The sequence below is a fragment of the Photobacterium sp. 270122K genome (assembly GCF_059941365.1).
Genome location: NZ_JBPOEN010000015.1, coordinates 23,603 through 47,980, shown reverse-complemented (window position 1 = coordinate 47,980; position 24,378 = coordinate 23,603). Strand labels below are relative to the sequence as shown.

21 protein-coding genes and 1 riboswitch are annotated in these 24,378 nt (G+C 54.1%); of the genes, 16 read left to right on the top strand and 5 right to left on the bottom strand.

Translation table 11 applies throughout. From position 1 onward, the window contains the following. The first annotated feature begins 2 nt into the window (after positions 1–2). From leuB to thiQ, 7 genes are all read left to right on the top strand, one after another. Complete coding sequence (gene leuB, locus ACSF8W_RS21660) at positions 3–1,091, top strand: 3-isopropylmalate dehydrogenase (RefSeq protein ID WP_500849183.1); 1,089 nt, start codon at positions 3–5, stop codon at positions 1,089–1,091. 22 nt (positions 1,092–1,113) lie between these two features. Continuing rightward, a complete protein-coding gene (gene leuC / locus ACSF8W_RS21655; RefSeq protein WP_500849182.1) occupies positions 1,114–2,547 on the top strand; it encodes a 3-isopropylmalate dehydratase large subunit in 1,434 nt (477 codons plus the stop codon). Positions 2,548–2,562: 15 nt separating this feature from the next. After that, the gene (gene leuD / locus ACSF8W_RS21650; RefSeq protein ID WP_428477017.1) at positions 2,563–3,165 is read left to right on the top strand and encodes a 3-isopropylmalate dehydratase small subunit; all 603 of its coding nucleotides are present in this window, start codon (positions 2,563–2,565) and stop codon (positions 3,163–3,165) included. A 144-nt stretch (positions 3,166–3,309) separates the two neighbouring features. Continuing rightward, entirely contained in the window at positions 3,310–4,092 is a 783-nt protein-coding gene (locus ACSF8W_RS21645; protein WP_500849181.1) for a DUF547 domain-containing protein, read from the top strand. 57 nt (positions 4,093–4,149) lie between these two features. Beyond that, a riboswitch (TPP riboswitch) is annotated at positions 4,150–4,257 on the top strand. A 103-nt stretch (positions 4,258–4,360) separates the two neighbouring features. Beyond that, positions 4,361–5,380 carry a thiamine ABC transporter substrate binding subunit gene (gene thiB, locus ACSF8W_RS21640; protein ID WP_500849180.1) on the top strand — a complete coding sequence of 340 codons (1,020 nt, stop codon included), beginning with the start codon at positions 4,361–4,363 and terminating at the stop codon, positions 5,378–5,380. A 39-nt stretch (positions 5,381–5,419) separates the two neighbouring features. Further along, complete coding sequence (gene thiP, locus ACSF8W_RS21635; RefSeq protein ID WP_500849179.1) at positions 5,420–7,015, top strand: thiamine/thiamine pyrophosphate ABC transporter permease ThiP; 1,596 nt, start codon at positions 5,420–5,422, stop codon at positions 7,013–7,015. Beyond that, entirely contained in the window at positions 7,009–7,731 is a 723-nt protein-coding gene (gene thiQ / locus ACSF8W_RS21630) for a thiamine ABC transporter ATP-binding protein (protein ID WP_500849178.1), read from the top strand. The genes thiP and thiQ overlap by 7 nt, the downstream gene beginning before the upstream one ends. Before the next feature lie 87 nt (positions 7,732–7,818). Here thiQ and ACSF8W_RS21625 read toward each other — a convergent pair whose 3' ends face one another. Beyond that, positions 7,819–9,189 carry a PhoH family protein gene (locus ACSF8W_RS21625; RefSeq protein ID WP_500849177.1) on the bottom strand — a complete coding sequence of 457 codons (1,371 nt, stop codon included), beginning with the start codon at positions 9,187–9,189 and terminating at the stop codon, positions 7,819–7,821. 348 nt (positions 9,190–9,537) lie between these two features. On the opposite strand from ACSF8W_RS21625, the gene rapA reads away from it, so the two are divergent. From rapA to ACSF8W_RS21610, 3 genes are all read left to right on the top strand, one after another. Beyond that, a complete protein-coding gene (gene rapA / locus ACSF8W_RS21620; RefSeq protein ID WP_500849176.1) occupies positions 9,538–12,456 on the top strand; it encodes an RNA polymerase-associated protein RapA in 2,919 nt (972 codons plus the stop codon). A gap of 293 nt (positions 12,457–12,749) precedes the next feature. After that, positions 12,750–13,463 (top strand): bifunctional tRNA pseudouridine(32) synthase/23S rRNA pseudouridine(746) synthase RluA, encoded by a 714-nt coding sequence (rluA, locus tag ACSF8W_RS21615; RefSeq protein WP_500849175.1) that lies wholly within the window; start codon positions 12,750–12,752, stop codon positions 13,461–13,463. Positions 13,464–13,531: 68 nt separating this feature from the next. Then, positions 13,532–14,485: a D-2-hydroxyacid dehydrogenase gene (locus ACSF8W_RS21610; RefSeq protein ID WP_500849174.1), complete on the top strand. Its 954-nt coding sequence runs from the start codon at positions 13,532–13,534 to the stop codon at positions 14,483–14,485. A gap of 101 nt (positions 14,486–14,586) precedes the next feature. Here the strand turns inward: ACSF8W_RS21610 and djlA are convergent, their stop codons facing one another. Beyond that, a complete protein-coding gene (gene djlA / locus ACSF8W_RS21605) occupies positions 14,587–15,432 on the bottom strand; it encodes a co-chaperone DjlA (protein ID WP_500849173.1) in 846 nt (281 codons plus the stop codon). Between the two features lie 189 nt (positions 15,433–15,621). On the opposite strand from djlA, the gene lptD reads away from it, so the two are divergent. The 6 genes from lptD (at position 15,622) to ACSF8W_RS21575 (ending at position 22,435) form a co-directional block, all read left to right on the top strand. Next, positions 15,622–17,985 (top strand): LPS assembly protein LptD, encoded by a 2,364-nt coding sequence (gene lptD / locus ACSF8W_RS21600; RefSeq protein WP_500849172.1) that lies wholly within the window; start codon positions 15,622–15,624, stop codon positions 17,983–17,985. Between the two features lie 66 nt (positions 17,986–18,051). Then, the gene (surA, locus tag ACSF8W_RS21595) at positions 18,052–19,359 is read left to right on the top strand and encodes a peptidylprolyl isomerase SurA (protein WP_500849171.1); all 1,308 of its coding nucleotides are present in this window, start codon (positions 18,052–18,054) and stop codon (positions 19,357–19,359) included. After that, on the top strand, positions 19,346–20,338 hold the full coding sequence (pdxA, locus tag ACSF8W_RS21590) for a 4-hydroxythreonine-4-phosphate dehydrogenase PdxA (protein ID WP_500849170.1): 993 nt from the start codon (positions 19,346–19,348) through the stop codon (positions 20,336–20,338). Before surA ends, pdxA begins: the two co-directional genes overlap by 14 nt. After that, on the top strand, positions 20,335–21,147 hold the full coding sequence (gene rsmA / locus ACSF8W_RS21585) for a 16S rRNA (adenine(1518)-N(6)/adenine(1519)-N(6))-dimethyltransferase RsmA (RefSeq protein WP_500849169.1): 813 nt from the start codon (positions 20,335–20,337) through the stop codon (positions 21,145–21,147). Before pdxA ends, rsmA begins: the two co-directional genes overlap by 4 nt. Positions 21,148–21,224: 77 nt before the next feature. Next, positions 21,225–21,608: a Co2+/Mg2+ efflux facilitator ApaG/CorD gene (gene apaG, locus ACSF8W_RS21580; RefSeq protein ID WP_500849168.1), complete on the top strand. Its 384-nt coding sequence runs from the start codon at positions 21,225–21,227 to the stop codon at positions 21,606–21,608. A gap of 8 nt (positions 21,609–21,616) precedes the next feature. Beyond that, positions 21,617–22,435, top strand: a complete 819-nt coding sequence (locus ACSF8W_RS21575) for a symmetrical bis(5'-nucleosyl)-tetraphosphatase (protein WP_500849167.1) — start codon at positions 21,617–21,619, stop codon at positions 22,433–22,435. A gap of 112 nt (positions 22,436–22,547) precedes the next feature. Here the strand turns inward: ACSF8W_RS21575 and folA are convergent, their stop codons facing one another. From folA to ACSF8W_RS21560, 3 genes are read right to left on the bottom strand one after another with little or no spacing between them, the layout of a single operon-like run. Beyond that, a complete protein-coding gene (gene folA / locus ACSF8W_RS21570; RefSeq protein WP_500849166.1) occupies positions 22,548–23,033 on the bottom strand; it encodes a type 3 dihydrofolate reductase in 486 nt (161 codons plus the stop codon). 31 nt (positions 23,034–23,064) lie between these two features. Then, the gene (locus ACSF8W_RS21565) at positions 23,065–23,538 is read right to left on the bottom strand and encodes a threonine/serine exporter family protein (RefSeq protein ID WP_500849165.1); all 474 of its coding nucleotides are present in this window, start codon (positions 23,536–23,538) and stop codon (positions 23,065–23,067) included. Beyond that, entirely contained in the window at positions 23,538–24,326 is a 789-nt protein-coding gene (locus ACSF8W_RS21560) for a threonine/serine exporter family protein (protein ID WP_428477034.1), read from the bottom strand. The genes ACSF8W_RS21565 and ACSF8W_RS21560 overlap by 1 nt, the downstream gene beginning before the upstream one ends. Between the last annotated feature and the right edge of the window lie 52 nt (positions 24,327–24,378).

Below are 24,378 nucleotides of genomic sequence, written 5' to 3'. Positions count from 1 at the left end.
CCATGGCAGGTACATATAACATCGCCGTTCTACCGGGGGACGGTATCGGTCCCGAAGTGATGCAGCAAGCCCACAAAGTGCTCGACGCGGTACAAGAAAAGTTTGGCTTTACGCTGGCGTGTCACGAGTTTGATGTCGGCGGTATTGCAATCGACAACCATGGCTGCCCGCTCCCTGCGGCGACCATGGCGGGCTGTGAAGCCTCGGATGCGATTTTGTTTGGCTCTGTCGGTGGCCCGAAGTGGGAACACCTGCCACCGAACGATCAACCGGAACGTGGGGCGCTACTGCCTTTGCGTAAGCACTTCCAACTGTTCTGTAACCTGCGTCCGGCACAGATCCACAGCGGCCTTGAAGCCTTCTCTCCGCTGCGTGCAGACATTTCTGAACGTGGCTTTGACATCGTGGTTGTGCGTGAACTGACGGGCGGCATTTACTTTGGCTTGCCAAAAGGCCGTGAAGGAGAAGGCGCCCAAGAGAAAGCCTTCGACACCGAGGTGTATCACCGTTTTGAGATCGAACGCATCGCCCGTATCGCCTTTGAATCGGCCATGCTGCGCAAGAAAAACGTCTACTCGATCGATAAAGCCAACGTCCTACAAAGCTCTATCCTGTGGCGTGAAGTGGTCGAAGCGGTCGCCAAAGACTACCCAGAAGTGACGCTAAACCACATGTACATCGACAACGCGACCATGCAGCTGATCAAAGATCCATCGCAGTTCGACGTGATGCTGTGCTCCAACATTTTCGGCGACATTATCTCTGATGAGTGCGCCATGATCACCGGATCCATGGGCATGTTGCCGTCAGCCAGTCTGAACCAAGACAAATTCGGTATGTACGAGCCAGCCGGTGGGTCTGCACCGGATATCGCGGGTAAAAACATCGCCAACCCGGTGGCACAAATTCTGTCGGCGGCACTGATGCTACGTTATAGCTTGGGTGAAGAGCCGGCGGCACGCGCCATTGAGCAGGCCGTATCACAAGCGTTGGAAGCCGGTGAGCTGACCGCGGATCTGGCCGGTGGCCATCCCGCCCTGACCACCAGCGAAATGGGTGACAAAATCGCCCAGTACGTCCGCCAAGCCTAACCGCCGCAAGGAGCAATGAGCCATGTCGAATAATAAAGCGCCCAAGACGCTGTATGAAAAAGTCTACGATGCCCATGTGGCGGTGGCAGCCGAAGGGGAAACCCCGATCCTGTACATCGACCGTCACTTGGTGCATGAAGTCACCTCACCGCAAGCCTTTGACGGGCTGCGTGAAAAAGGCCGTCCGGTCCGTCAGGTGAGCAAAACCTTTGCCACCATGGATCACAACGTCTCAACCCTGACCAAAGACATTAATGCGTCGGGCGAAATGGCACGGATCCAGATGGAAACGCTGGCCAAAAACTGTGAAGAGTTTGGCGTCACCCTGTACGATCTTAACCACCCGTATCAGGGCATTGTGCACGTGATGGGCCCTGAACTGGGGATCACCCTGCCGGGCATGACGATTGTGTGTGGGGATTCTCACACCGCCACGCACGGCGCCTTTGGCTCGCTAGCCTTTGGTATCGGCACCTCGGAAGTCGAACACGTACTGGCGACCCAAACCCTGAAACAAGCCCGCGCCAAGACCATGAAAATCGAAGTGAAAGGCAAAGTGGCTGAAGGCATTACCGCCAAAGACATCGTGCTGGCGATCATCGGTAAAACCACCGCGGCCGGCGGGACCGGTTATGTGGTGGAGTTCTGCGGTGAAGCCATCACCGATCTGTCGATGGAAGGCCGCATGACGGTGTGTAACATGGCCATTGAACTGGGTGCCAAAGCCGGACTTATCGCGCCGGATCAAACCACCTACGACTACATCCAAGGGCGCAAATTCTCCCCACAAGGCGCCGATTTTGACGCCGCCGTGGCGTACTGGAGCACCCTAAAAACTGACGAGGATGCGCAGTTTGATCATGTGGTGACACTGGATGCCAAAGACATCAAACCGCAGGTCACCTGGGGCACGAATCCGGGGCAAGTGATTGCGGTGGATCAGCCTATCCCCGCGCCAAGCGACTTCAGCGATCCGGTTGAGCAAGCCTCTGCCGTGAAAGCACTGGCTTACATGGGGCTGGAAGCAGGCAAAACCCTGGCCGATTTCCGCATTGATAAAGTGTTTATCGGTTCGTGCACCAACTCACGCATCGAAGACATGCGTGCTGCTGCTGCGATTGCCAAAGGCCGTAAAGTGGCCGCCAATGTGCAAGCTTTGGTGGTACCGGGATCGGAGCAAGTGAAAGCACAGGCTGAAAAAGAAGGGCTGGATACGATCTTTATCGAGGCCGGTTTTGAATGGCGCCTGCCGGGCTGCTCCATGTGTCTGGCGATGAACAACGATCGCTTGGGACCGCATGAGCGTTGTGCGTCCACCAGTAACCGTAACTTTGAAGGCCGTCAGGGCCGTGATGGTCGCACCCACTTGGTGAGCCCGGCCATGGCCGCTGCTGCCGCGTGTGCGGGCCACTTCGTTGATATCCGTGAACTTGAACCTGCGGCAACGCCGGCCTAACAGAAGGAACGCACAATGACAGGATTCCAACAGCATACTGGCTTGGTCGTCCCACTGGACGCCGCCAATGTCGATACCGATGCCATTATTCCCAAGCAGTTTCTGCAAAAAGTCACCCGCACCGGGTTTGGCAAACATCTGTTTCATGACTGGCGCTTCTTGGATGATGCCGGTCAGCAGCCGAACCCCGCGTTCATCATGAATGCGCCGCGCTATCAGGGTGCGAGCATTTTGCTCGCCCGTGAAAACTTTGGCTGTGGATCATCCCGTGAACACGCCCCGTGGGCATTGGCAGATTACGGTATTCAGGTCATGATCGCGCCGAGCTTTGCCGATATTTTTTACGGCAACAGCATCAATAACCAAATGGTGCCGGTACGCCTGACTGAGCAGGAAGTGGATGAACTGTTCCAGTATGTGGACGCGAACGAAGGCGCAACCATCACGGTGGATTTAGAAGCGATGACGGTCACCTCCAATGGCAAAGTATATACGTTCGAGATCGACGCCTTCCGTCGTCACTGCTTGCTTAACGGTCTGGATAACATCGGTCTGACGCTGCAACATGAAGCGAAAATCGCGGATTATGAGCGCAATATCCCCGCATTTTTAGCCTAACCTCGATTCACAAAACGCGCCTCAGCCAGATAACATCATGGGCTGCGGCGCATTTTTTATCCTCCCGAAAGCTTTTCTCTTCTTTGCCGGTCTGATGTCTTAACCCTATATAGGCTCATCAGCCCACTTTTCAAGGAGATCGCCATGCGTTTGATCTTGCTCGTCAGCTTGTTACTCATCCCCTCGCTATCGTGGGCTGCGCCCAAGGCCGACCTCTGGCCATATTGGCAGGCGACCCAAGCCAACAGTACGCAGACCGTCGATCATCAACGCTGGCAACAGTTGCTGGATCGTTACTTGGTCGTCGCGCCCTCACAAACCCGCTTTCGCTATAGTGCCGTCACCGACAACGATCAGTACGCACTGGGCCGCTACCTGCGCGATCTGGCTGCTATCGATCCGCGCCAACTCAATCGCCGTGAGCAGTTTGCCTATTGGGTGAACCTGTACAACGCGCAGACTGTGAAGCTGATCCTCGCTCATTATCCGGTGTCGTCTATCACCAAGATCGGCGGCTTTTTCAGCTTCGGTCCGTGGGATGACGACGTCGTGACCATCAACGGCAAACCACTTTCCCTCAATGATATCGAACACCGGATCTTGCGCCCTATCTGGCGTGATCCGCGTATTCACTACGCGGTCAATTGTGCCAGCCTCGGCTGTCCTGATTTGCTGCCGCGCGCCTTTACCGCCAATAACACCGACACCTTGTTAGAGCAGGCCGCCAAACGCTTCATTAACAACGACAAAGGCGTCAAGATCAACGGCGACAGCGTCCAGTTGTCCTCCATTTATGACTGGTACGGGACTGACTTCGGCACCCAACGGGAACTACAACAGCACCTCAACCGCTACCGCACCGGGACGCCTGTCACCTTACAACATGTCCGTTACGACTATGACTGGCGACTCAATGCTGCCCAATAAGTGATTGTCTTCCTTGCTGAGCACTAGCCACGCCAGCATCCCCCTATTACAATATGCTCGTTCTCATTGGGGAGCCCGAACACAAAAAAGGGCTGAGATTGCACCGCAAAACCCACTGAACCTGATCCAGTTAGCACTGGCGTAGGAATTGAGACCGAGTCATGCACTTTCTGCCCTGAGTCAGACACACTCGACTGACAGGCAGATCTCAACCCTGTGCCCTCTTATTTATCTCGTTTGCCGGATGCAAACGTAGCAGGAGCACACCGTGAAAAAAGCCCTTTCCCTTTTTGCTGTCTCATTGACGAGCGCGATCGCCACCAGCCCAGCATGGGCCGCAGAAAATGCCAACGCGAACAGCGATAACACGCTGACCGTGTACACCTACAGCTCGTTCGCCTCTGACTGGGGACCGGGACCGGCGATTGAAAAAGCCTTTGAAGCGCAGTGTGATTGCGATTTGCAATTCATCGCACTGGATGATGGGGTATCCATTTTGAACCGCGTGCGTCTGGAAGGCAAAAATTCAAAAGCCGATGTGCTATTAGGACTGGATAACAACCTGATCAGCGAAGCGAAAAAAACCGGCCTACTGGCGGAACACAATGTCGATACCCGTCAGGTGACCCTTCCGAATGGCTGGACGGACACCACGTTCGTGCCGTATGACTTTGGCTATTTTGCTTTTGTGTATGACAGCAGCAAACTGACGAACCCGCCGAAAAGCTTGGATGAACTCGTTAAACGCGATGATCTCAACATCCTGTATCAAGATCCTCGCACATCCACGCCCGGCCAAGGCTTAATGCTGTGGATGAAGTCCGTCTATGGCGATAAGGCCGCAGACGCGTGGCAACAACTGGCGAAGAAAACCGTCACCGTCACCAAGGGGTGGTCGGAAGCCTACAACATGTTCCTTAAAGGCGAAGCGGACATGGTGCTCTCTTACACCACGTCACCGGCTTATCACCTGATCGCCGAGAAAGACGCAAAATACAAAGCCGCGAATTTCAGCGAGGGGCATTACCTGCAAGTGGAAGTGGCAGCCAAGCTGAAAAGCAGTGATAACCCGGTACTGGCGGATCAATTCATGGCCTTCATCTTGACGCCGGCATTCCAAGACCAAATCCCAACGGGCAACTGGATGTATCCGGTGATCAAGCAAACGTTGCCAGCCGGCTTTGAGCAATTAACCCTGCCAAGCAAGGCGCTGGAATTTAACGCCGATGAGGTCGCGAAACAGCGCCGTAGTTGGATCCGAGAATGGCAATATGCGCTGACTCAGTAACATTTCGACTAAGCCACACACCGATAGTAGGCACTTACCTTGCACTCCCGCCACACCGTTTTATTGCCCGGCCTATTGAGCGCCGGGCTGATCATCGCCATCGTGATCAGCGCTTTAGGGGCGTTAATCGTCGAAGCGAACACACTCGATATCCTGCCGTTATGGCAGGATCCGTATTTACGCCATGTAACGGGCTTTTCGTTCACGCAAGCACTCCTGTCAACGTTACTCAGCATCGTACCCGCGATCCCCGTCGCTTATGCGCTGTCACGCCGCCAATTTCCCGGAAAGGCCCTGCTCTTGCGGGTGTTTGCCATGACGCTGGTGCTGCCGGTGCTGGTCGCGGTGTTTGGCCTGTTGGCCGTGTACGGCAATAACGGTTTACTGATGCATGGCCTACATACGTTAGGCTGGCAACCGGCTGTGTCCTTGTATGGGTTACAGGGGATTTTGCTCGCCCACGTGTTTTTGAACCTGCCGTTGGCGACGCGCCTGCTGTACCAAAGCCTGGAAAGCATTCCGCACGAACAGCATCAACTCGCGACCCATTTGGGGCTGTCCAGTTGGCAACAGTTTCGGTTTGTCGCTTGGCCGCGTTTGCGCCAGCAATTACCCCATGTGATTGGCTTGGTGTTCATGCTGTGCTTCACCAGTTTTGCCGTGATCATGGCTCTCGGCGGCGGCCCTCAAGCGACCACCATTGAACTGGCGATTTACCAAGCCTTACGGTATGACTTTGATTTAGCCGGCGGAGCCATCTTGGCGTTGTGGCAAATGGCATTGTGCGGCAGCTTAGTGCTGCTGACACAACGGTTTGCCAAACCGTTAGCCACCACACACACCTCTGCCCGACGGGCGCGCCAGCCACAGTTTGATTCATTGGCCAGTCGCTGCTGGGACGGCGTATGGATTGGCCTTGCGCTGCTGTTGGTGCTGCCGCCTCTGTTCGCGGTGGTGATCGCCGGGCTAAATCCTCACACCCTGAGTCAATTGCACGCTCCCGCGCTGTGGCACGCGGTAGGACAATCGCTGCGCATTGCCATTATCGCCGCCTTGCTGGCCGTGATCGGGGGCGTCGCGATCTTGCTCACCAGCCGCCAGTGGCGTTTACGTCGTCAACGTTGGGCGGCCGATGGCATCGAGCTGATCGGCACCATCATATTGATCACGCCGGGGCTGGTACTAAGTACCGGGATCTTCCTGTTATTGCGCCAGTTTACTGATGCGTTTTCGGTCGCATTCTGGGTAGTGGTGGCGGTGAATGCCCTGATGGCGCTGCCGTACGTGCTTAAAACCCTGAGCCAGCCTATGCTGCATATTGCCCAACAATATGATCCGCTGTGCCAAAGCTTAGGGATGCATGGCCTCACCCGCTTATGGCTGGTGGAATGGCGCGCTTTGCGGGCCCCCATGGCACAAGCTCTGGCGATCGGCTTTGTGCTCTCGCTGGGCGACTTAGGCGCCATTTCCCTGTTTGGCAGCAATGATTTCCAAACCCTGCCGCTGTATTTATTCCAGCTACTGGGCAGCTACCAAATGGACGCGGCGGCCGTCACCGCATTGATTTTATTACTATTGAGTTTGGGCTTATTCACGCTGGTGGAAAAGCTGCTCATACGGAAACCTGTATGCTAACCCTGAGCCAACTTTGTTATCGCTACCCGCGCCCTGCGCCTCACCAGCCAGAAACCGCGCTGTGCTTTGATTTGCAGGTCAATCAAGGGGACATCGTTGCCCTCATTGGCCCAAGCGGCGCCGGTAAAAGCACCCTGCTGGCATTGATCGCAGGCTTTCTGACGCCGGCCAGCGGTGAGCTGACCATCGCCGGTGAACCGATTGACCAACAACATCCCTCACAGCGCCCGCTGTCAATGCTGTTTCAAGAACACAACCTGTTTCCGCACCTGAGCGTGTACGACAACATCGCGCTGGGACGCCATCCCGGGCTGCGCTTAACCGCACAGGATAAAGCAGATGTCACCGCTGCTGCGACCCGTGTCGGGTTGGCAGACTACCTGACGCGTTTGCCGGAACAACTGTCCGGCGGCCAGCGGCAGCGTGTGGCATTGGCGCGCTGTCTGCTACGTCAGCGTCCCTTGTTGTTGCTGGATGAACCGTTTTCCGCCTTGGATCCGGCCTTGCGTAAAGAGATGCTGACGTTGGTGCAGACTTTGGCGCGCGAGCAGCAGATCACGGTGTTGATGATCACCCACAGCCCTGATGATGCACTGGCGATCAGCGATAAATGCGCCTTCATTGAGCACGGGGAAATTACGCTGTTTGGGGACACGCAAGCCATGCTGACCACGCCCGAGCATGACGGATTAAAGCGGTACTTGGGGATGAGTTAGCGAACACTACCGTTCAATCCCAGACAGACAAGGGCGATGCACTGGTGCATCGCCCTTTTTATTTATGCATTGTTAGCCACGCTGAGATTAAAGATTTTCTTCGGCAAATTCTGCCAAGCGACTTCGCACGACGCCATTGAGATAGATATTGGCACTGCCCTCGAAGTTTTTGAAACGCTCAACGATATACGTTAAGCCCGAGGTAACGGGAGAAAGGTAACTGGAATCAATTTGCGCCAAGTTGCCCGAACACACCAACTTGGTGCCTTCACCGCAACGGGTGATGATGGTTTTAATTTGCGACGCGGTAAGGTTCTGACATTCATCCAGTAAGACAAAGGCATTTTGAATCGAACGCCCACGCATAAAGTTAATCGATTTAAACTGAATGTTGGCTTTATCATAAATGTACTGCATGGAACCATTCGTGCAGACGTCATTTTTGTGTAGCGCCTCCATCGTATCGGTCACCGCCGCCAGCCAAGGCAGCATTTTTTCTTCCTCGGTACCGGGGAGATACCCGATAGATTCGGCGATTTCCGGCGTATTACGGGTCACGATGATCTTGTCGTACATGCCCTTTTCAATCACTTGTTCAAGTGCAGCCGCCATCGCCAGAATGGTTTTCCCGCAGCCCGCCGGGCCGGTCAAGATCACCAAGTCAATATTCGGATCCATCATGGCATCCATCGCCATGCCCTGATAAATATTTTTCGGGTGGATCCCCCACGCCTGACGGTGCATCAGCCGCTCATAACCGATGTCTTTCAACGTCACGGTATCGCTGTCTAACGCGTGCACCCGCGCAGCAAAATCCGCACTTTCATCAATCACGTATTGGTTGATAAACGGCGTCTCAAACAACGACAACGGCAACGTATGTAACGTCGACCGTCCGCGGTTTTCAGAATGGCACTCGCCAACCTCATCCCAGAAGCTCCCCGTGAATTGGTGGAACCCTTTGGTCAGCAACTTCACATCATCAATCAACTGATCGCTGCGGTAGTCATCCACGTGACACACACCTGCCCCTTTGGCGCGCAATCGCATATTGATGTCTTTGGTGATCAGCACCACTTCCCGTGGCGCGTAATGGGCCTGAAGATACAGTACCCCGTTAAGGATCCGGTTATCACCGGCTTTGTCGGCAAAGGCGTGCACGGTTTCCGTGATTTCATAATCCGCGAAAATCGCCACGGAACCTTCGGCTTGTGGGTTAATGGGGATCCCTTCGGCAATTTGCTCGGGGGTGGCGTCGTGGAAGATATCCTCTAACGCGCGAATCGCAACACGGGCATCACGCGACACATCGCGTTTGCTGTCTTTGATGCGATCGAGCTCCTCCAGCACGGTCATCGGAATGACCACATCGTGCTCCTTGAAGGAGTAGATGGCGAGGGGTTCATGAAGCAGAATGTTCGTGTCTAGAACAAAGACTTTCCTTTCAGCGTCATCCATAAGGACCTCCTTGGTAACGAAGTAACGGGGTTGCCCACCGCTGTGTTGCTGACCGAAGCCGGCATAGGGTTGTTACTATTAAAGACCGGAGACAATGAACTAAATGTGACACACCCAGTTTGTAATTTTCTTGCTACTTTGACCGTGACCTTGCTCACGGCATGCAGTAACATATCCTCCCTTTTTTACCGGTGCGAATTCTGGCTTACACTTATATACCAACGACAACAGCCGACACCGGCTGCGCTCAACTTATCGTACGGTATCTCTTTGAGTGTAGATCAAATATGTGGGCGTACCGGCTTCGCATTCTCCTTAATTTCAAATAATTAGAAGGTTTTAACCACTATGCCATTTGCTTTGGGTCAACGTTGGATCAGTGATACTGAAAGTGATCTCGGTTTGGGGACAGTCATGGCTGTCGATGCCAGAACCGTGACACTCATGTTCTCCGCCTGTGATGAGAACCGTCTCTACGCTCGTAATGATGCGCCCGTGACCCGTGTAATGTTCAATGTCGGTGATGTGGTTGAAAGCCATGAAGGCTGGTCACTCAAAGTAGAACGCGTCGATGAAACGGGTGGCGTTTTCACCTATATCGGTACCCGTACTGACACAGAAGAAGAAGACGTGGTGCTGCGTGAAATTTTCCTCAGCCACCAAATCCGTTTTAACAAACCGCAAGACAAACTGTTCGCCGGTCAAATCGACCGTATGGATCGCTTTGCCCTGCGCTACCGTGCGTTGAAGAACCAGTACGAACAACACAAGAGCCCACAACGTGGCCTGTGTGGCATGCGTGCTGGCCTGATCCCGCATCAACTTTACATCGCCCATGAAGTAGGTCGTCGTTATGCACCGCGCGTACTGCTGGCTGATGAAGTGGGTCTGGGTAAAACCATCGAAGCAGGTATGATCATCCACCAGCAAGTGCTGGCAGGCCGTGCCGAGCGTATCCTGATCGTGGTACCGGAAACCTTGCAACACCAGTGGCTGGTCGAAATGATGCGTCGTTTCAACCTGCACTTCTCGATCTTCGATGAAGAACGTTGCGTGGAAAGCTTTGCTGATGCAGCTAACCCTTTTGATACGGCTCAGTATGTGCTGTGTTCGCTGGACTTCCTACGCAAAAGCCGTCGCCGCTTTGAACAAGCCTTGGATGCCGATTGGGATTTGATGGTGGTCGATGAAGCACACCACCTTGAGTGGAGCGAAGACAAGCCAAGCCGTCAGTACCAAGTGGTTGAAGCCTTGGCAGAGAAAACGCCGGGCGTGTTGCTGTTAACCGCGACACCTGAGCAATTGGGCCATGAAAGCCACTTTGCCCGTCTTCGTCTGCTCGATCCGGATCGCTTCTACGACTACGAAACCTTTGTCGAAGAAGAGCGTCAGTATGCGCCAGTCGCCGATGCGGTATCCCGCTTGCTGTCGGGCGAAACGCTGGACAACGACGCCAAGAACACCTTGGTCGAACTGCTGCCTGAGCAAGACATCGAGCCGATGCTGCGTATTATCGAAGCGAACGATGTCGACACCGAGCAACAGGAAACCGTTCGCCGTGAGCTGATCGATAACCTGATGGATCGTCACGGTACCGGCCGCGTGCTGTTCCGTAACACCCGTGCCGCGATCAAAGGCTTCCCACAACGTCACCTGAACATGTACCCGCTGCCGTTGCCGACGCAATACCAGACGGCCATGCGCGTGGCTGGCATGATGGGCGGCAAGATGAGCGACGAACAAAAAGCCGTGAAGCTGCTGTACCCTGAAGACATCTTCCAGGAGTTTGAAGGCGAATCCGCAACGTGGTGGCACTTTGATCCGCGCGTGAACTGGTTGCTGGATATGCTCAAAGCCAACCGTCAGGAAAAAGTGTTGGTGATCTGTGCGCGTGCACAAACCGCATTGATCTTGGAACAAGCTCTGCGTGAACGTGAAGGGATCCGTGCCACCGTGTTCCACGAAGGCATGTCGATCATCGAGCGTGATAAAGCCGCGGCGTACTTCGCTCAAGAAGAAGCCGGCGCACAAGTGCTGTTGTGTTCTGAGATTGGTTCTGAAGGCCGTAACTTCCAGTTCGCCAACCAGTTGGTGATGTTCGATCTACCGAACAACCCGGATCTGCTGGAACAGCGTATTGGTCGTCTGGACCGTATCGGTCAGAAACGTGATATCGAAATTCACGTACCGCACCTTGAAGGTACCTCACAAGCCCTATTGGCGCGCTGGTACAACGAAGGCCTGAACGCCTTTGAAGAAACCTGTCCAACCGGCCGTGCGATTTACGATGCGTTCTGCGACACCTTGATCAGCCTGCTGGCCAGCGACAAACCCAATGAAGACGCGCTAAACAGCCTGAACGAAGACAGTGCTGCGATGCACCAAGCACTGAAAGCCAAGCTGGAGCAAGGCCGTGACCGTCTATTGGAAATTCACTCCAACGGTGGCGACAAAGCCCAATCCTTGGTTGAGCTGATCAGCAGCAAAGATGGCGACACCAACTTGGTGACCTTTGCCCTAGGCTTGTTTGACACCATCGGTTTGAACCAAGATGACAAAGGCGAGAACGCCATTGTCGTGACCCCGTCTGAACACATGATGGTAGCAAGCTACCCGGGTCTGCCGTATGACGGTTGCACCATTACGTTTGATCGTAATACCGCGCTATCACGCGAAGATCTGCACTTCATCAGCTGGGAACACCCAATGATTCAGGGCGGCATTGATCTGCTACTGAGCGAAGGCGTGGGCACCACCGCCGTGTCGTTGTTGAAGAACAAGGCATTGCCGGTCGGCACCCTGTTGCTGGAATTGATCTACGTGGTCGATGCACAGGCACCGAAGCAATCCGGCATTGGCCGCTTCCTGCCAGCGACACCGATCCGCGTGCTGCTGGATGGCAAAGGCAACAACCTGTCGAACAATGTTGAGTTTGAAGGCTTCAACCGTCAGTTGAGCCCGGTGAACCGTCACCTTGGCAGCAAGTTGGTCAACTCGGTACAAAAAGACATTCACACCCTGATCGCCTTTGCGGAACAAGCGGTGGAGAAAGAGTTGGGTGGCGTACGTGAAGCCGCGCAAGCCGAGATGGAAACCACGCTGCGTGCCGAGTTGGATCGCCTACTGGCACTGAAAGCGGTGAACCCAAACATCCGTGATGATGAGGTGGAATTGCTGGAAACCCAGATCGCGGATCTGACGGGCTACATTGCCAAAGCTCAAATCCAATTGGATTCACTGCGTTTGATTGTGGTTAGCCACGGCTAAACCACCCCGCTGTGACACAGCTAAGCACTCAGTGACACCGCCAAGCGCTGACTGAAACCGCTAAGCCGCCGATTTTCGGCGGCTTTTTTTATGGTTTTTTATGGTTTTTTTCATGGCTTCTTTGCGTATTTCTGAGCTCTCATGACCTCTCTCATTTTGCCTTCACGTTCCTCTGCCGTCCGTCACTGACACGGTATCCTCCTGCCGGATAATGCCATGCGGGGGAAACATTGGGAGGGAATAACAAGTGTGCTATCATCGCCGCCCTTCACTCCCTGATGGTCACACGCGCGATGAGAAAATTACCTGAACTTGATTACAATCCCCCTAAAGATCCGTGGCTAAATGTCCTCTATTTGGACGACGATATTATCGCGGTCAACAAGCCGTCAGGGCTGTTGTCTAACCCAGGACGCGATCCGGCGTTTCATGACAGCGTGTTCGCCCGCGTACTGCGCGATTACCCGGAATCACAAATCATCCACCGTTTGGACATGGCGACCTCTGGTCTGATCGTCTTGGCGCTGAACAAAGACGCCGAACGTGCACTTAAAGCCCAGTTCCGCGATCGCCTGACGGAAAAAGTGTATTACGCCCGCGTATGGGGAGCGATGGCGCAAGACACCGGCACCATCGATCTGCCGCTTATCTGTGACTGGCCCAACCGTCCGATGCAGAAAGTCTGCTATGACGACGGCAAACCTTCCGTGACCCACTATCAAGTCATGGAACGTGGCGACAACACCAGCTTGGTGCGTTTACGTCCGATCACCGGCCGCTCTCACCAGTTGCGCGTACACTTGCTGGCACTGGAGCACCCGATCCTGGGTGACGGCTTCTATGCCCACGACGATGCACTCGCCATGGCCACACGCCTGCAGCTGCACGCGGCCGAGTTAAGTTTCTTCCACCCACGTACTGGCGAGCCGATGCACCTGTTCGCCCCGTGTGAATTTTATTCGCAAGCGTCTGAAAAGACCTTGCCGGATCACCATTCCAAGGGCTGATCCTTGATGGCTGAGGGTGGATTCGTGTCTACTGATGTACACACATTCTCAACCTCAGCCCACAATCTATGGAACACATCGTCTTTCTGGACAGGGATACCATCCCCGCCCATATCACACTGCCCACACCGGCTTTTCCCCATCACTGGCTCGCCTATCCGACCACTGCGCCTCAAGATGTGATTGAACGCTTAGTGCACGCCACCATCGCCATCACCAATAAAGTAGTGCTCAATCGCGACATTCTCAGCCAGTTGCCACAGCTGAAAATGATCGCCATTGCCGCCACAGGCACCAACAATGTCGACCTCGACTATTGCCGCCAGCAAGGCATTATCGTCAGTAACATTCGCGACTACGCCGGCGACTCGGTGCCGGAACACGCACTGGCGATGCTGTTTGCTTTGCGCCGTAATCTGCTCGGCTACCACCGTGATATTCAGGCAGGTATCTGGCAGGACAAAGGCCAGTTTTGCTTTTTCACTCACCCGATTGGGGATGTACGCGGCAGTACCTTAGGGATCATTGGCAGCGGTAGCCTTGGACAAGCGATGGCGACACTTGGCCGTGCCGTCGGCATGACCGTCATTTTTGCCGAACGCAAAGGAGCGACGACCTGCCGTGATGGGTATGTCCCCTTTGAAACCGTATTAGCCACCGCCGATGCGATCAGCCTGCATTGCCCGCTCACACCAGAGACAACCCACTTGCTCAGCCACGACGAGTTTGCCCGCATGAAAGCAAACGCCATTGTGATCAACACCGGCCGTGGTGGCTTGGTGGATGAGCAGGCACTGGTGGACGCCCTGCTCGCCGGACAGATCGGTGGCGCTGGCGTCGACGTCTTTACGCAAGAGCCCACCCCCAGCGATAATCCCTTGATCGCCCACAGCCATTTGCCCAATCTGTTACTGACGCCCCATGTCGCTTGGGGTTCGGAGTCTGCGATTCAGACGCTGGCCAATCAGCTCATCGCGAACCTCAATGCGTTCGCACAAGGACAACCGCAACACGCGGTATAACAGGCATAAAAAAAGCGAGAGTCAGACTCTCGCTTTTTTTGATCTCGCGTTGCTTTTTCATCACCGCTTATCCGGCGATGCCCGTCGAGGGTGCGCGGAGGTTATTTCACCCCTTTCTCTTTGCGGATCAAATCATACGCCGCTTGCAGCTCTTGGGTTTTCTGCTTAGCCAGCTCCATCATTTCGGGCGGTAACCCTTTGGCGGCCAATTTATCCGGATGGTGCTCATTCATTTGCTTACGGTACGCACGTTTCAACTCTTGTGCCGTCGCGTCTTCCGTCACGCCCAGCACATTATACGCATCCGCCAGCTGATCGCGGGTCGGCGCTTGACGGAAGCCGCCCTGCTGCTGGTACTGCTGGTGGAAGCCCCCTTGCTGGAAGCGGAACGCGGCTTCTTGCATACGCAGACGCTGCTCCAACTGCTGCTCAGAAAAGCCCAACGTACGCGCGATAACATGCAATAACTGGCGCTCGCTCGGGTGCAAACTGCCATCGGCAAAAGCAGCTTGGATCTGCAATTCTAAGAAAAATTGCAGCAAATCACTGCGGCCCGCCGTGGTCTGGCGAACGCGTGACAGCTCCTCTTCCAGTGGAAAATCTTCCTCTTTGCCGTCACGAAACGCGTCTTGCGCTTGGCGGCGCGATTCGCCCTGTAACCCCATTCGGTCCATAATAGCACTAGCCACTCGAATTTCATCCGAGGTCACTCGCCCTTTGGCTTTGGCCACATGCCCCATCACAGCAAACGCCGCATGGAAAAAAGCCGCCTGACGATCCGCCTGATTGCCGCCACTCGTTGAGAAGGCACCAAATTGGCCACGGCCATAAATATTTGCGCGCATCTTATCGAACTTATAGCCCAAAAAGAGACCTAACAACAGACCAAACGGCCCGCCAAGGAGGAAACCAAAAAATGCCCCCAGAATTTTGCCCCAAACCTGCATTCGCTACTCTCTGGTAATTTGCTAAATTTAGAAATATTTCTACCGCGTGTAACCCGATTCCATGACGCCAAAAGATGCCGTCGGGTTGAATTTGCATTATGATAGCTGGCATTTATCGGGAATGCTTGCGAAAACCCGAGCCGCGATAACAAATGCACGAAAACTTTTTTTACAGGAACGTTTAGTTAAATGTCATCAACCTCCCGCAGTCTATTAGCCACCATGATAAGTCTGGCACTCTTCGGCCCAGCCATGGCGTATGCAACTCCGGCCTCCCATGATGAAATCAGTGGCGATCCTGCGATCAGTGATGACACTGACGAGCTGGCCACGATCCGCGGGGTATGTATTGCCCCGAAAGACAGGCCTGCCGATCCCAATAATGAACCCGTGACCGTGACCGCCGATCACGCGGAAGCGCTGAACGAGAAAAAACTGACCTATTCCGGTGATGTCGTTGTACGTCAGGGAAACCGCACGGTCGCCGCTGACACAGCCACACTCCATCAACCGGAAAATATCGTGACCGCCGAAGGCAACGTGTATTTCAGTGATGGCAGCATGGAGGTGTATTCTGATCGTGTCCAGAGCAATCTGGATACTGAAGATGCCGAGATGGAAAACGCGGTCTATAACATGACCTGCGAAGCCGGACGCGGTGAAGCCGAGCGCATTGTAAAAAATGGCATTGCGTACTATCGCTTAAAAAACGGCACCTACACCACCTGCCCGCCGGGTGACCGCAGCTGGCAGTTCTCTGCCACCAGCATTGAGCGTGAAGCCGATTCCCCGTTTGCCGATCTCTACAACGCCCGCTTTGAAGTGGCGGATGTGCCTGTGCTGTACATGCCATACCTGCGTGTCCCTGTGGGTAAAGAGCGTTTGACCGGTTTCCTTTATCCGTCGATCAGCTATGGCTCACGTGATGGTTTTGAACTCGAGACGCCGTTCTACTGGAACATCGCCCCGAACTACGACATGACCATCACGCCAAAATACATGACCAACCGTGGCTTGCAGCTTAATTCCAAATTCCGTTACTTAACCGAATTCGGTCAAGGCCATCTGGAAGGCGAATACTTAGCCAACGATCAGAAAGCGACCGATGGCGACCCGCGTTGGGGCTTTAACTGGTCACACCATGGCGTGTATGACGCCCACTGGTTGTTTGAAATTGATTACAGCAAGGTGAGCGACCCGACGTATTTCTCGGACATTGATTCTGGCATTGGTGAGCGTGAAGACAACAACCTGCTGCAAACCGCCGAAGTGTCTTACCGTGATACGCACTGGGATTCCACCCTGCGTGTACGTAACTTCCAGCCGCTAACACTGGGCGTGTCGTCCAACTACCGCCTGATGCCGCAGTTGGATTTGAACTATTACCATGATGATCTGCCGTACGGCTTGGATTTCCATCTGTACAGTCAGGCCAGCCGGTTTGAAAACGACAATCCAGAGAAACCGTCAGCGGATCGTGTTCATCTTGAGCCGACGTTAACCCTGCCGTATGCCACGCCGTGGTGGTCAGTCACGTCAGAAGCCAAGCTGATGTATACCTATTACAATCAGGAATTTGATCCGAACAGCCAAGAGTTGCAGGACAAAAACTTGGATCTGGAAAGCAGTGTTTCGCGTACCGTGCCAAGTATCCGTATTCACAGCGGCTTGTACCTAGAGCGTGATACCTTGCTGTGGGGCGATGCGTACACCCAAAGTCTGGAACCACAGATCCAGTACCTGTACGTCAAAGATGTGGATCAAAAACATATCTATGACGCCTACGACACCACCCTGATGCAGACCGACTATTACGGCCTGTTCCGCGATCAGCGTTATTCCAGTGTCGACCGTATTGCGGCAGCCAACCAATTTACGGTGGGGGCAACAACCCGTTACTTCGACAGTAACTTTGTGGAACGTTTCAACGTATCGGCAGGCCAGATTTTCTACCTCAACGAGGCCGGACGTAATCTGCAAGACGGTAATGAAGCGAGCCCGAACTACTCGGCCACCGCGTTTGAGTCTGACTTCAACTACGATGACTGGCTCTTCTTCCACGGTAGCCTGCAATACGACGCGAGTAAAAAAGATCTCCAGTTCGTGAACGGTGCCGTGGAATACCGTGAGAATGCGGTCTTCAGCCAGTTGAACTACCGCTACATCTCTAAAGAATATTTGCTGGAGAATATTCAGGATGAAAACCAGCTCAACCAATACACCGAAGACGGGATCTCACAACTGGGCTTTTCGACCGGCTTCCCGATCACGGATGGGGTAACGCTGCGCGGTGATTACTACCACGATTTAACCGAGAACCAAATGCTGGAAGGCCAGATCACGCTGAACTACCGCAGCGCCTGTTGGATGATCAGCTTAGGCTATAACGAATACCTCAAAACGCGATCTAACGTCGCCAGCAGTCCTGCCGAATATGAGCAGAACTTCAGTATCTCGTTCAGCTTGCTTGGCCTTGCCGGTGTCGCACCGATTGGCTCCACCAGCGACGGCAATGCCATCGGGTATGGTCGCCCGTTCTACCTTAACAACTGATTGTGCCGGAGGGGTCACCCTCCCGCCTTTTGCTGATACGCGCCCTGCGCACTATGGAAACGAAGAATGAAAAATTGGAAGTCTAGCTTACTCGGTCTTGCCCTACTGGGCCTTTCCGCCGGCACCGTGGCCGCTCCACAGGAATTGGATCGCGTGGTCACGATCGTTAACGACAGCGTGATCCTCAAAAGCGATGTCGATGCCATGATCAAAACCGTCCGCATGAATGCGGCCAGCGATCAGAGCAAACCATTGCCGCCGGATAACATCCTGTCACAACAAGTGATGGATCAGTTGATCATGGAAACCCTGCAGCTACAGCAAGCGAAGCAGTTTGGGATCCGTGTTGACGACACCCGTTTGGATCAGGCTATCGCGCAAATCGCCAAAGAACGCAAAATGACGATCGGCCAATTGCAACAGATGTTGACCCGTTACGGCATCAGCTACCCAATGTTCCGCGAGCAAATTCGCCGCGATATTACCGCCAGCGAAGCCCGTACCATCCAAGTGCGTCGCCGCATCAACATTCTGCCGCAAGAAGTCGAGACACTGGCAAGCCAGATGAGCCAGCAAGAACAGCAAGGCGTGCGCTATAACATCAGCCACATCCAGCTACGCTTAGAAGACGGTGCGACGGCACAGGAACGTGAAGCCGTCGCAGATGAAGCCAACACCTTGGTGAAAGAACTGCAAGACGGTGCGGATTTCGCAAACTTGGCGTACAGCTATTCTAAAGGCCCGAAAGCGCTGCAAGGCGGCGAATGGGGTTGGCTGCGCAAAGAAGAAATGCCGACCATTTTTGCTGACCAAATTAGCTCACAAGGAAAAGGCGCCATCATTGGTCCTTTCCGCAGCGGCGTCGGCTACCACATCCTTAAGGTCAATAACGTCGAAGGCCTCGAAACCGTGTCTGTCACGGAAGTAAACGCGCGCCATATTTTGGTGAAAACGTCGGTGATCTTAAGTGACGACGCAGCGAAAAAAGAGCTGGAAGCCGCGCGCCAAGACATCTTGTCAGGTAAGCGCACCTTCGCGGATGTTGCCCAAAGTTTGAGTGCTGACCCGGGTTCTGCCGTCAATGGCGGACAGCTAGGCTGGCAAACACCGGATTTATACGTACCGGAATTTAAAAACAAGGTCGAAACCTTACCCACTGGCGTGATCAGCGAACCGTTCAAAACCGTGCATGGCTGGCACATTGTCGAAGTGACCGGTCGCCGTGATGTGGACCGTACCGATGCGGCGGTGAAGAACCGTGCGTACCGTATTCTGTTCAACCGTAAGTTTAACGAAGAAGCCCAAGCCTGGTTGCAAGAGCTGCGTGCCGGGGCCTTTATCGAGCAACCGGAAGCCACCCATGACCAAGGTTAAACGACTCGCCATTACCCCGGGCGAACCCGCGGGGATCGGGCCAGATCTGGTGTTAGCACTCGCGCAACAGGACTGGCCGCACCAATTGGTCATTTGTGCTAACGCTCAGCTTATGGTAGAACGTGCAGCCCAATTGGGTTTGCCGATCACGGTAAGCGCCTATGATCCGACACAACCGGCACAACCGCACGCAGCGGGCACACTGGTTGTAGCCGATCATGCGCTGGCGACAGCGGTCATCGCTGGCCAATTGGATGAACACAATGGTCAGTACGTTCTGGACACCCTCCGCCATGCCGCCGAGGGCTGTTTATCCGGCGAATTCGCCGCGGTCGTGACCGGTCCCGTCCATAAGGGCGTGATCAACCGCGCAGGGGTACCTTTCAGTGGCCATACCGAGTTCTTCGCGCAACAATCTGACACCGCACAAGTGGTGATGATGTTGGCCACCGAAGGACTACGCGTGGCACTGGTGACGACGCACATCCCTTTAGCGGCCGTCTCTGAGGCCATCACGGCAGAGCGACTTCAGCAGGTTATTCGTATCCTGCATGCCGATTTAATTCAAAAATTTGGCATCGCCCAACCGAAAATTTATGTGTGCGGACTGAACCCGCACGCGGGAGAAGATGGCTGCTTGGGAACCGAAGAGATCGATGTGATCAGCCCGGCCCTTGCAGAACTTCGCCAGCAAGAAGGAATGGCATTAATCGGCCCTTTACCGGCTGATACCATTTTTCAGGAAAAATACCTGGCAGACGCCGATACGGTACTGGCCATGTATCACGATCAAGGGTTACCAGTGCTAAAATTCAAAGGCTTTGGTAAATCAGTCAACATTACGTTGGGCCTGCCCTTCATCAGAACTTCAGTAGATCATGGTACCGCACTGGAACTTGCCGGTACCGGACAGGCGGACACCGGTAGCCTTTGGACAGCGCTATCGCACGCCCTTGAATTGGTAGAAAAACAAACATGAGCAGCGATCAAGTCCACCTAGGCCACCGCGCGCGTAAGCGCTTTGGTCAGAACTTTTTGAACGACCCATACATTATTGACGGTATTGTTTCATCCATTAACCCGCGTCCAGGCCAGAACCTGGTAGAAATCGGTCCGGGTCTGGGTGCGATCACTGAGCCTGTGGGCAAGCTGGTCGACAAGTTCACCGTGATCGAACTTGACCGTGACTTGGCAGAACGTCTGCGTAATCACCCTGATCTAAGCAGCAAACTAACGATTCATGAAGGCGATGCCATGCGCTTCGACTTCACGCAGCTGATCAAAGAAAACAACAAGCTGCGTATTTTCGGTAACTTGCCGTACAACATTTCAACGCCATTGATGTTCCACCTTTTTAGCTTCCATGAGCATATTGAAGATATGCACTTCATGTTGCAAAAAGAAGTGGTTAACCGTTTGGCTGCGGGCCCAGGCAGCAAAGCGTACGGTCGCCTAACGGTGATGGCGCAATACTATTCGCGCGTGATGCCGGTATTGGAAGTGCCGCCAGAGTCCTTCGTTCCTGCACCGAAAGTCGACTCTGCGGTTGTTCGTATTACGCCATATGAAGTGCTACCGCACCCATGTACTAACCTTAAGTGGCTAGACCGTGTTTGTCGCGAAGGCTTCAACCAGCGCCGTAAAACCATCCGCAACTGCTACAAAGCACTGCTGACGGAAGAGCAACTGATTGACTTAGGGGTTAACCCGACACTGCGTCCGGAAAACCTCACGCTTGAGCAATTCGTTGCGATGGCAAACTGGCTGGATGCCAACCACAGCAACTAAGCGCTTGCTGTAGCAACACCGTTGACACACCCGGGTATCAGGGCAACCTGATACCCTCGTCAGAAAGGAATCACACTATGACAGCAAATGTGACGCCAACGATCAAATGCCGAGTGGTCACCCATTATGTGGAAGATCAGTCCGAGCCCGACCAACAACGCTACGTCTTCTCCTACACCATCACCATTGCCAACCTCGGGCAAGGCGCTGCCACGCTCCTCAGTCGTCGCTGGCTGATCACCGATGCCAATGGCAAAAAGTTGGTGATTGAAGGCGAAGGTGTTGTCGGTGAGCAACCGACCATTGCCGCTAACGATGAATATACCTATACCAGTGGCACGATTATCGAAACACCGCTCGGTGTCATGCAAGGCCACTACATCATGACCAATGAAGCGGGGATGGAATTCCACGCCGAAGTGGAACCCTTTCGCCTTGCTGTTCCCAATATTCTCCATTAAGGATGCTTATGTCGACCTATCTTGTCGGTGACATTCAGGGTTGTCTGGCTGATTTACAGCATTTATTGACCGAGGCTCAGTTTGATCCCACGACTGACACGCTGTGGCTCACCGGTGACTTAGTGGCGCGCGGCCCGCAGTCGCTTGAGACTCTCCGCTTTGTCAAAAACCTTGGCGAACGCGCGACCACCGTACTGGGTAACCACGATTTACACCTGCTGGCGGTCGCCAACGGCATCGCCAGAAACAAACCCAAAGATAAACTGCAGCCAATTTTGGACGCGCCGGATTGTGCGGCGTTGATGCATTGGTTGCGCCACCAACCGTTACTGGCGGTGCACCCCGAGCATGATTTTGTCATGACCCATGCTGGCCTGCCGCCACAATGGGACTTGGATCAGGCACAGCAATACGCCCGCGAAGTGGAAACCATTCTGCAAGGGGATCAGTACTTGTGGTTGCTGGAAAACATGTATGGCAATGGCCCCGATCAATGGGATCCGTCACTGTCAGGCATTGAACGTTACCGATTTATCATCAATGCCTTCACCCGCATGCGCTTTTGTTACCCCGATGGCCGTCTCGACATGGACTGCAAACTGGCCCCTACGCACAGCGGTGAAACCGGATTAGTGCCATGGTTCGCCCTAGAACGCCCTCATATCGACAAGAAGATGATATTTGGTCACTGGGCTGCCCTTGAGGGCTATGAGGATGACAACGTCATAGGATTGGATACAGGCTGCGTATGGGGTAATAGTATGACCCTGTTACGCTGGGAAGACGGCGCGCGGTTTGAGCATGCCTGCCCCGTACACGCCAGCTGATCCCTACCGTGCTTGCTTGCTTGCTTGCTTGCTTGCTTGCTGCAGAAAAAAGAAAAAGGCTTGCCCATAGGCAAGCCTTTTACATGGAAAGTCGTACGAAACGAATCACCGTCTAGGCATTCCGTTCGAGGATCACAAAGCGCATGTCATGGGCGTTCTTTTCATCTGCCGCATACGTTTCACTGTACACTTCCTGCCAATCACGCCCCCAATCAGGGAAGCAAGTATCGCCGTCGACTGCCCAGTCAATGAACGTCAGGTACAAACGATCCGCTTCTGGCAAACACGCCGTGTAAATCGATCCCCCGCCGATGATCATCAGCTCGTCCACGGCACCAGCAGCCTCTTTCGCGGCTTCAATATCGGCAACGACAGTGATCCCATCAGCTTGGTAAGCCGCATTACGGCTGATCACGATATTGTGGCGGCCAGGCAACGGGCGACCAATTGATTCATAGGTTTTACGTCCCATCACCACCGGTTTACCCAGAGTAACCTGCTTGAACCAGGCAAAGTCCGCCGGCAAATGCCACGGCATCGCATTGTCTTTACCAATCACTCGCTCATGGGCCATCGCGGCCACCATACTGATTTTCATCTGCTCTTCCCTCTCTCTAATCTGCCCGCAGTTATACCACAGGACGACGGCGGTAGAACAACAAACCGGGCATGGCTAAGCCGATGGCCAGTGACGCAATGATAAACACGGCCTTGAGCATATTGTCCATCAGCATTGCCCACAATGCAGGGGTAAAGCCGCTGTGATTGATCTCAACTAAGGCGATCATGGCTTTAAACGCAAATACCCCCGGCACCATCGGGATCATCGCCGCCACGGTGAACACTTTCGGGTGGGCAAGAAAACGGTGCGACCAATGCACGCCGATCATCCCCACTAAAGTCGCAGCCCCCAGTGTCGCCCACTCAATCGAGACGCCCCAGTGCATGAGCGCAAACCGGAAGCCGTGCCCTAACGCCCCGCCAATGGCGCAATACTTTAACGCCTTCGGTGGCACATTGAACACCAACGCAAACCCGACAGCCGGGATCATGGCAAAGAACATGTCGTGAAGCAGAGCCAGCAAAAAGGTGATAGAAAACATTATAACCACCCCCACACACCCAACACGTTCATCGCCGCAATAATCCCCATACTGGTGGATAACGTCAGTAACGACGCCATCGTCCAACGGGCGATCCCCATATTCACGTAACCTTTTACCATGTCAGAAATGGCATTGATGAGTGGAAAGCCCGGCACCAACATCAGCACCGATGACGCCATGGCGATAAAGGGCGTTTCCCCGATCTGATAGACCTCGCCAAAACCAGAAATCAGGGTAGTGACAAACGCGGTGATACCAAAATTCAATAAGGGATTAAAATGGCAATGTGCGATCTCTTGGCGCACGAACATGCCAATCGCAGAAGCAAAAAAGGTCAATACAAACACCGGCCAATCGCCGCCAGCCAAACGGCTGAAAGAGGCGCAGGACAAGCCTATCATGACGATCACCAAATAGCGGTTGTATCGCCAAGGCTGGATCTTCTCAAGACGCTGATGCACACCGTCGATATCGAGCATCCCCCGCTCAGCCAAAATGCACACCCGCTGGATCTCGGTCACCACCTGCATGTTGATCCCGCGATCCTGACATTGGCGCGTGGTGGTGATACAGCGATCACGGCTCAAGGTTGTCAGTACCATCGAACTGGCTGACAGTGACACTTCCACACTGTCGACGCCTAAGGCAAGCCCTAACCGCCTTGCGACATCCATCACTAAGGCGCTTTCCGCCCCGTGCTGCAACAAACGTTGCCCTGCTAGCACAGATAACCGTGAAACTTCCCGTTGCATGGGTTCTGATAAGGGTGCTGTTTCCACCTGCATTGCCACTCCTGTTAAATGCTATGATCCCGTCGACGGTGAATTATCATACAAA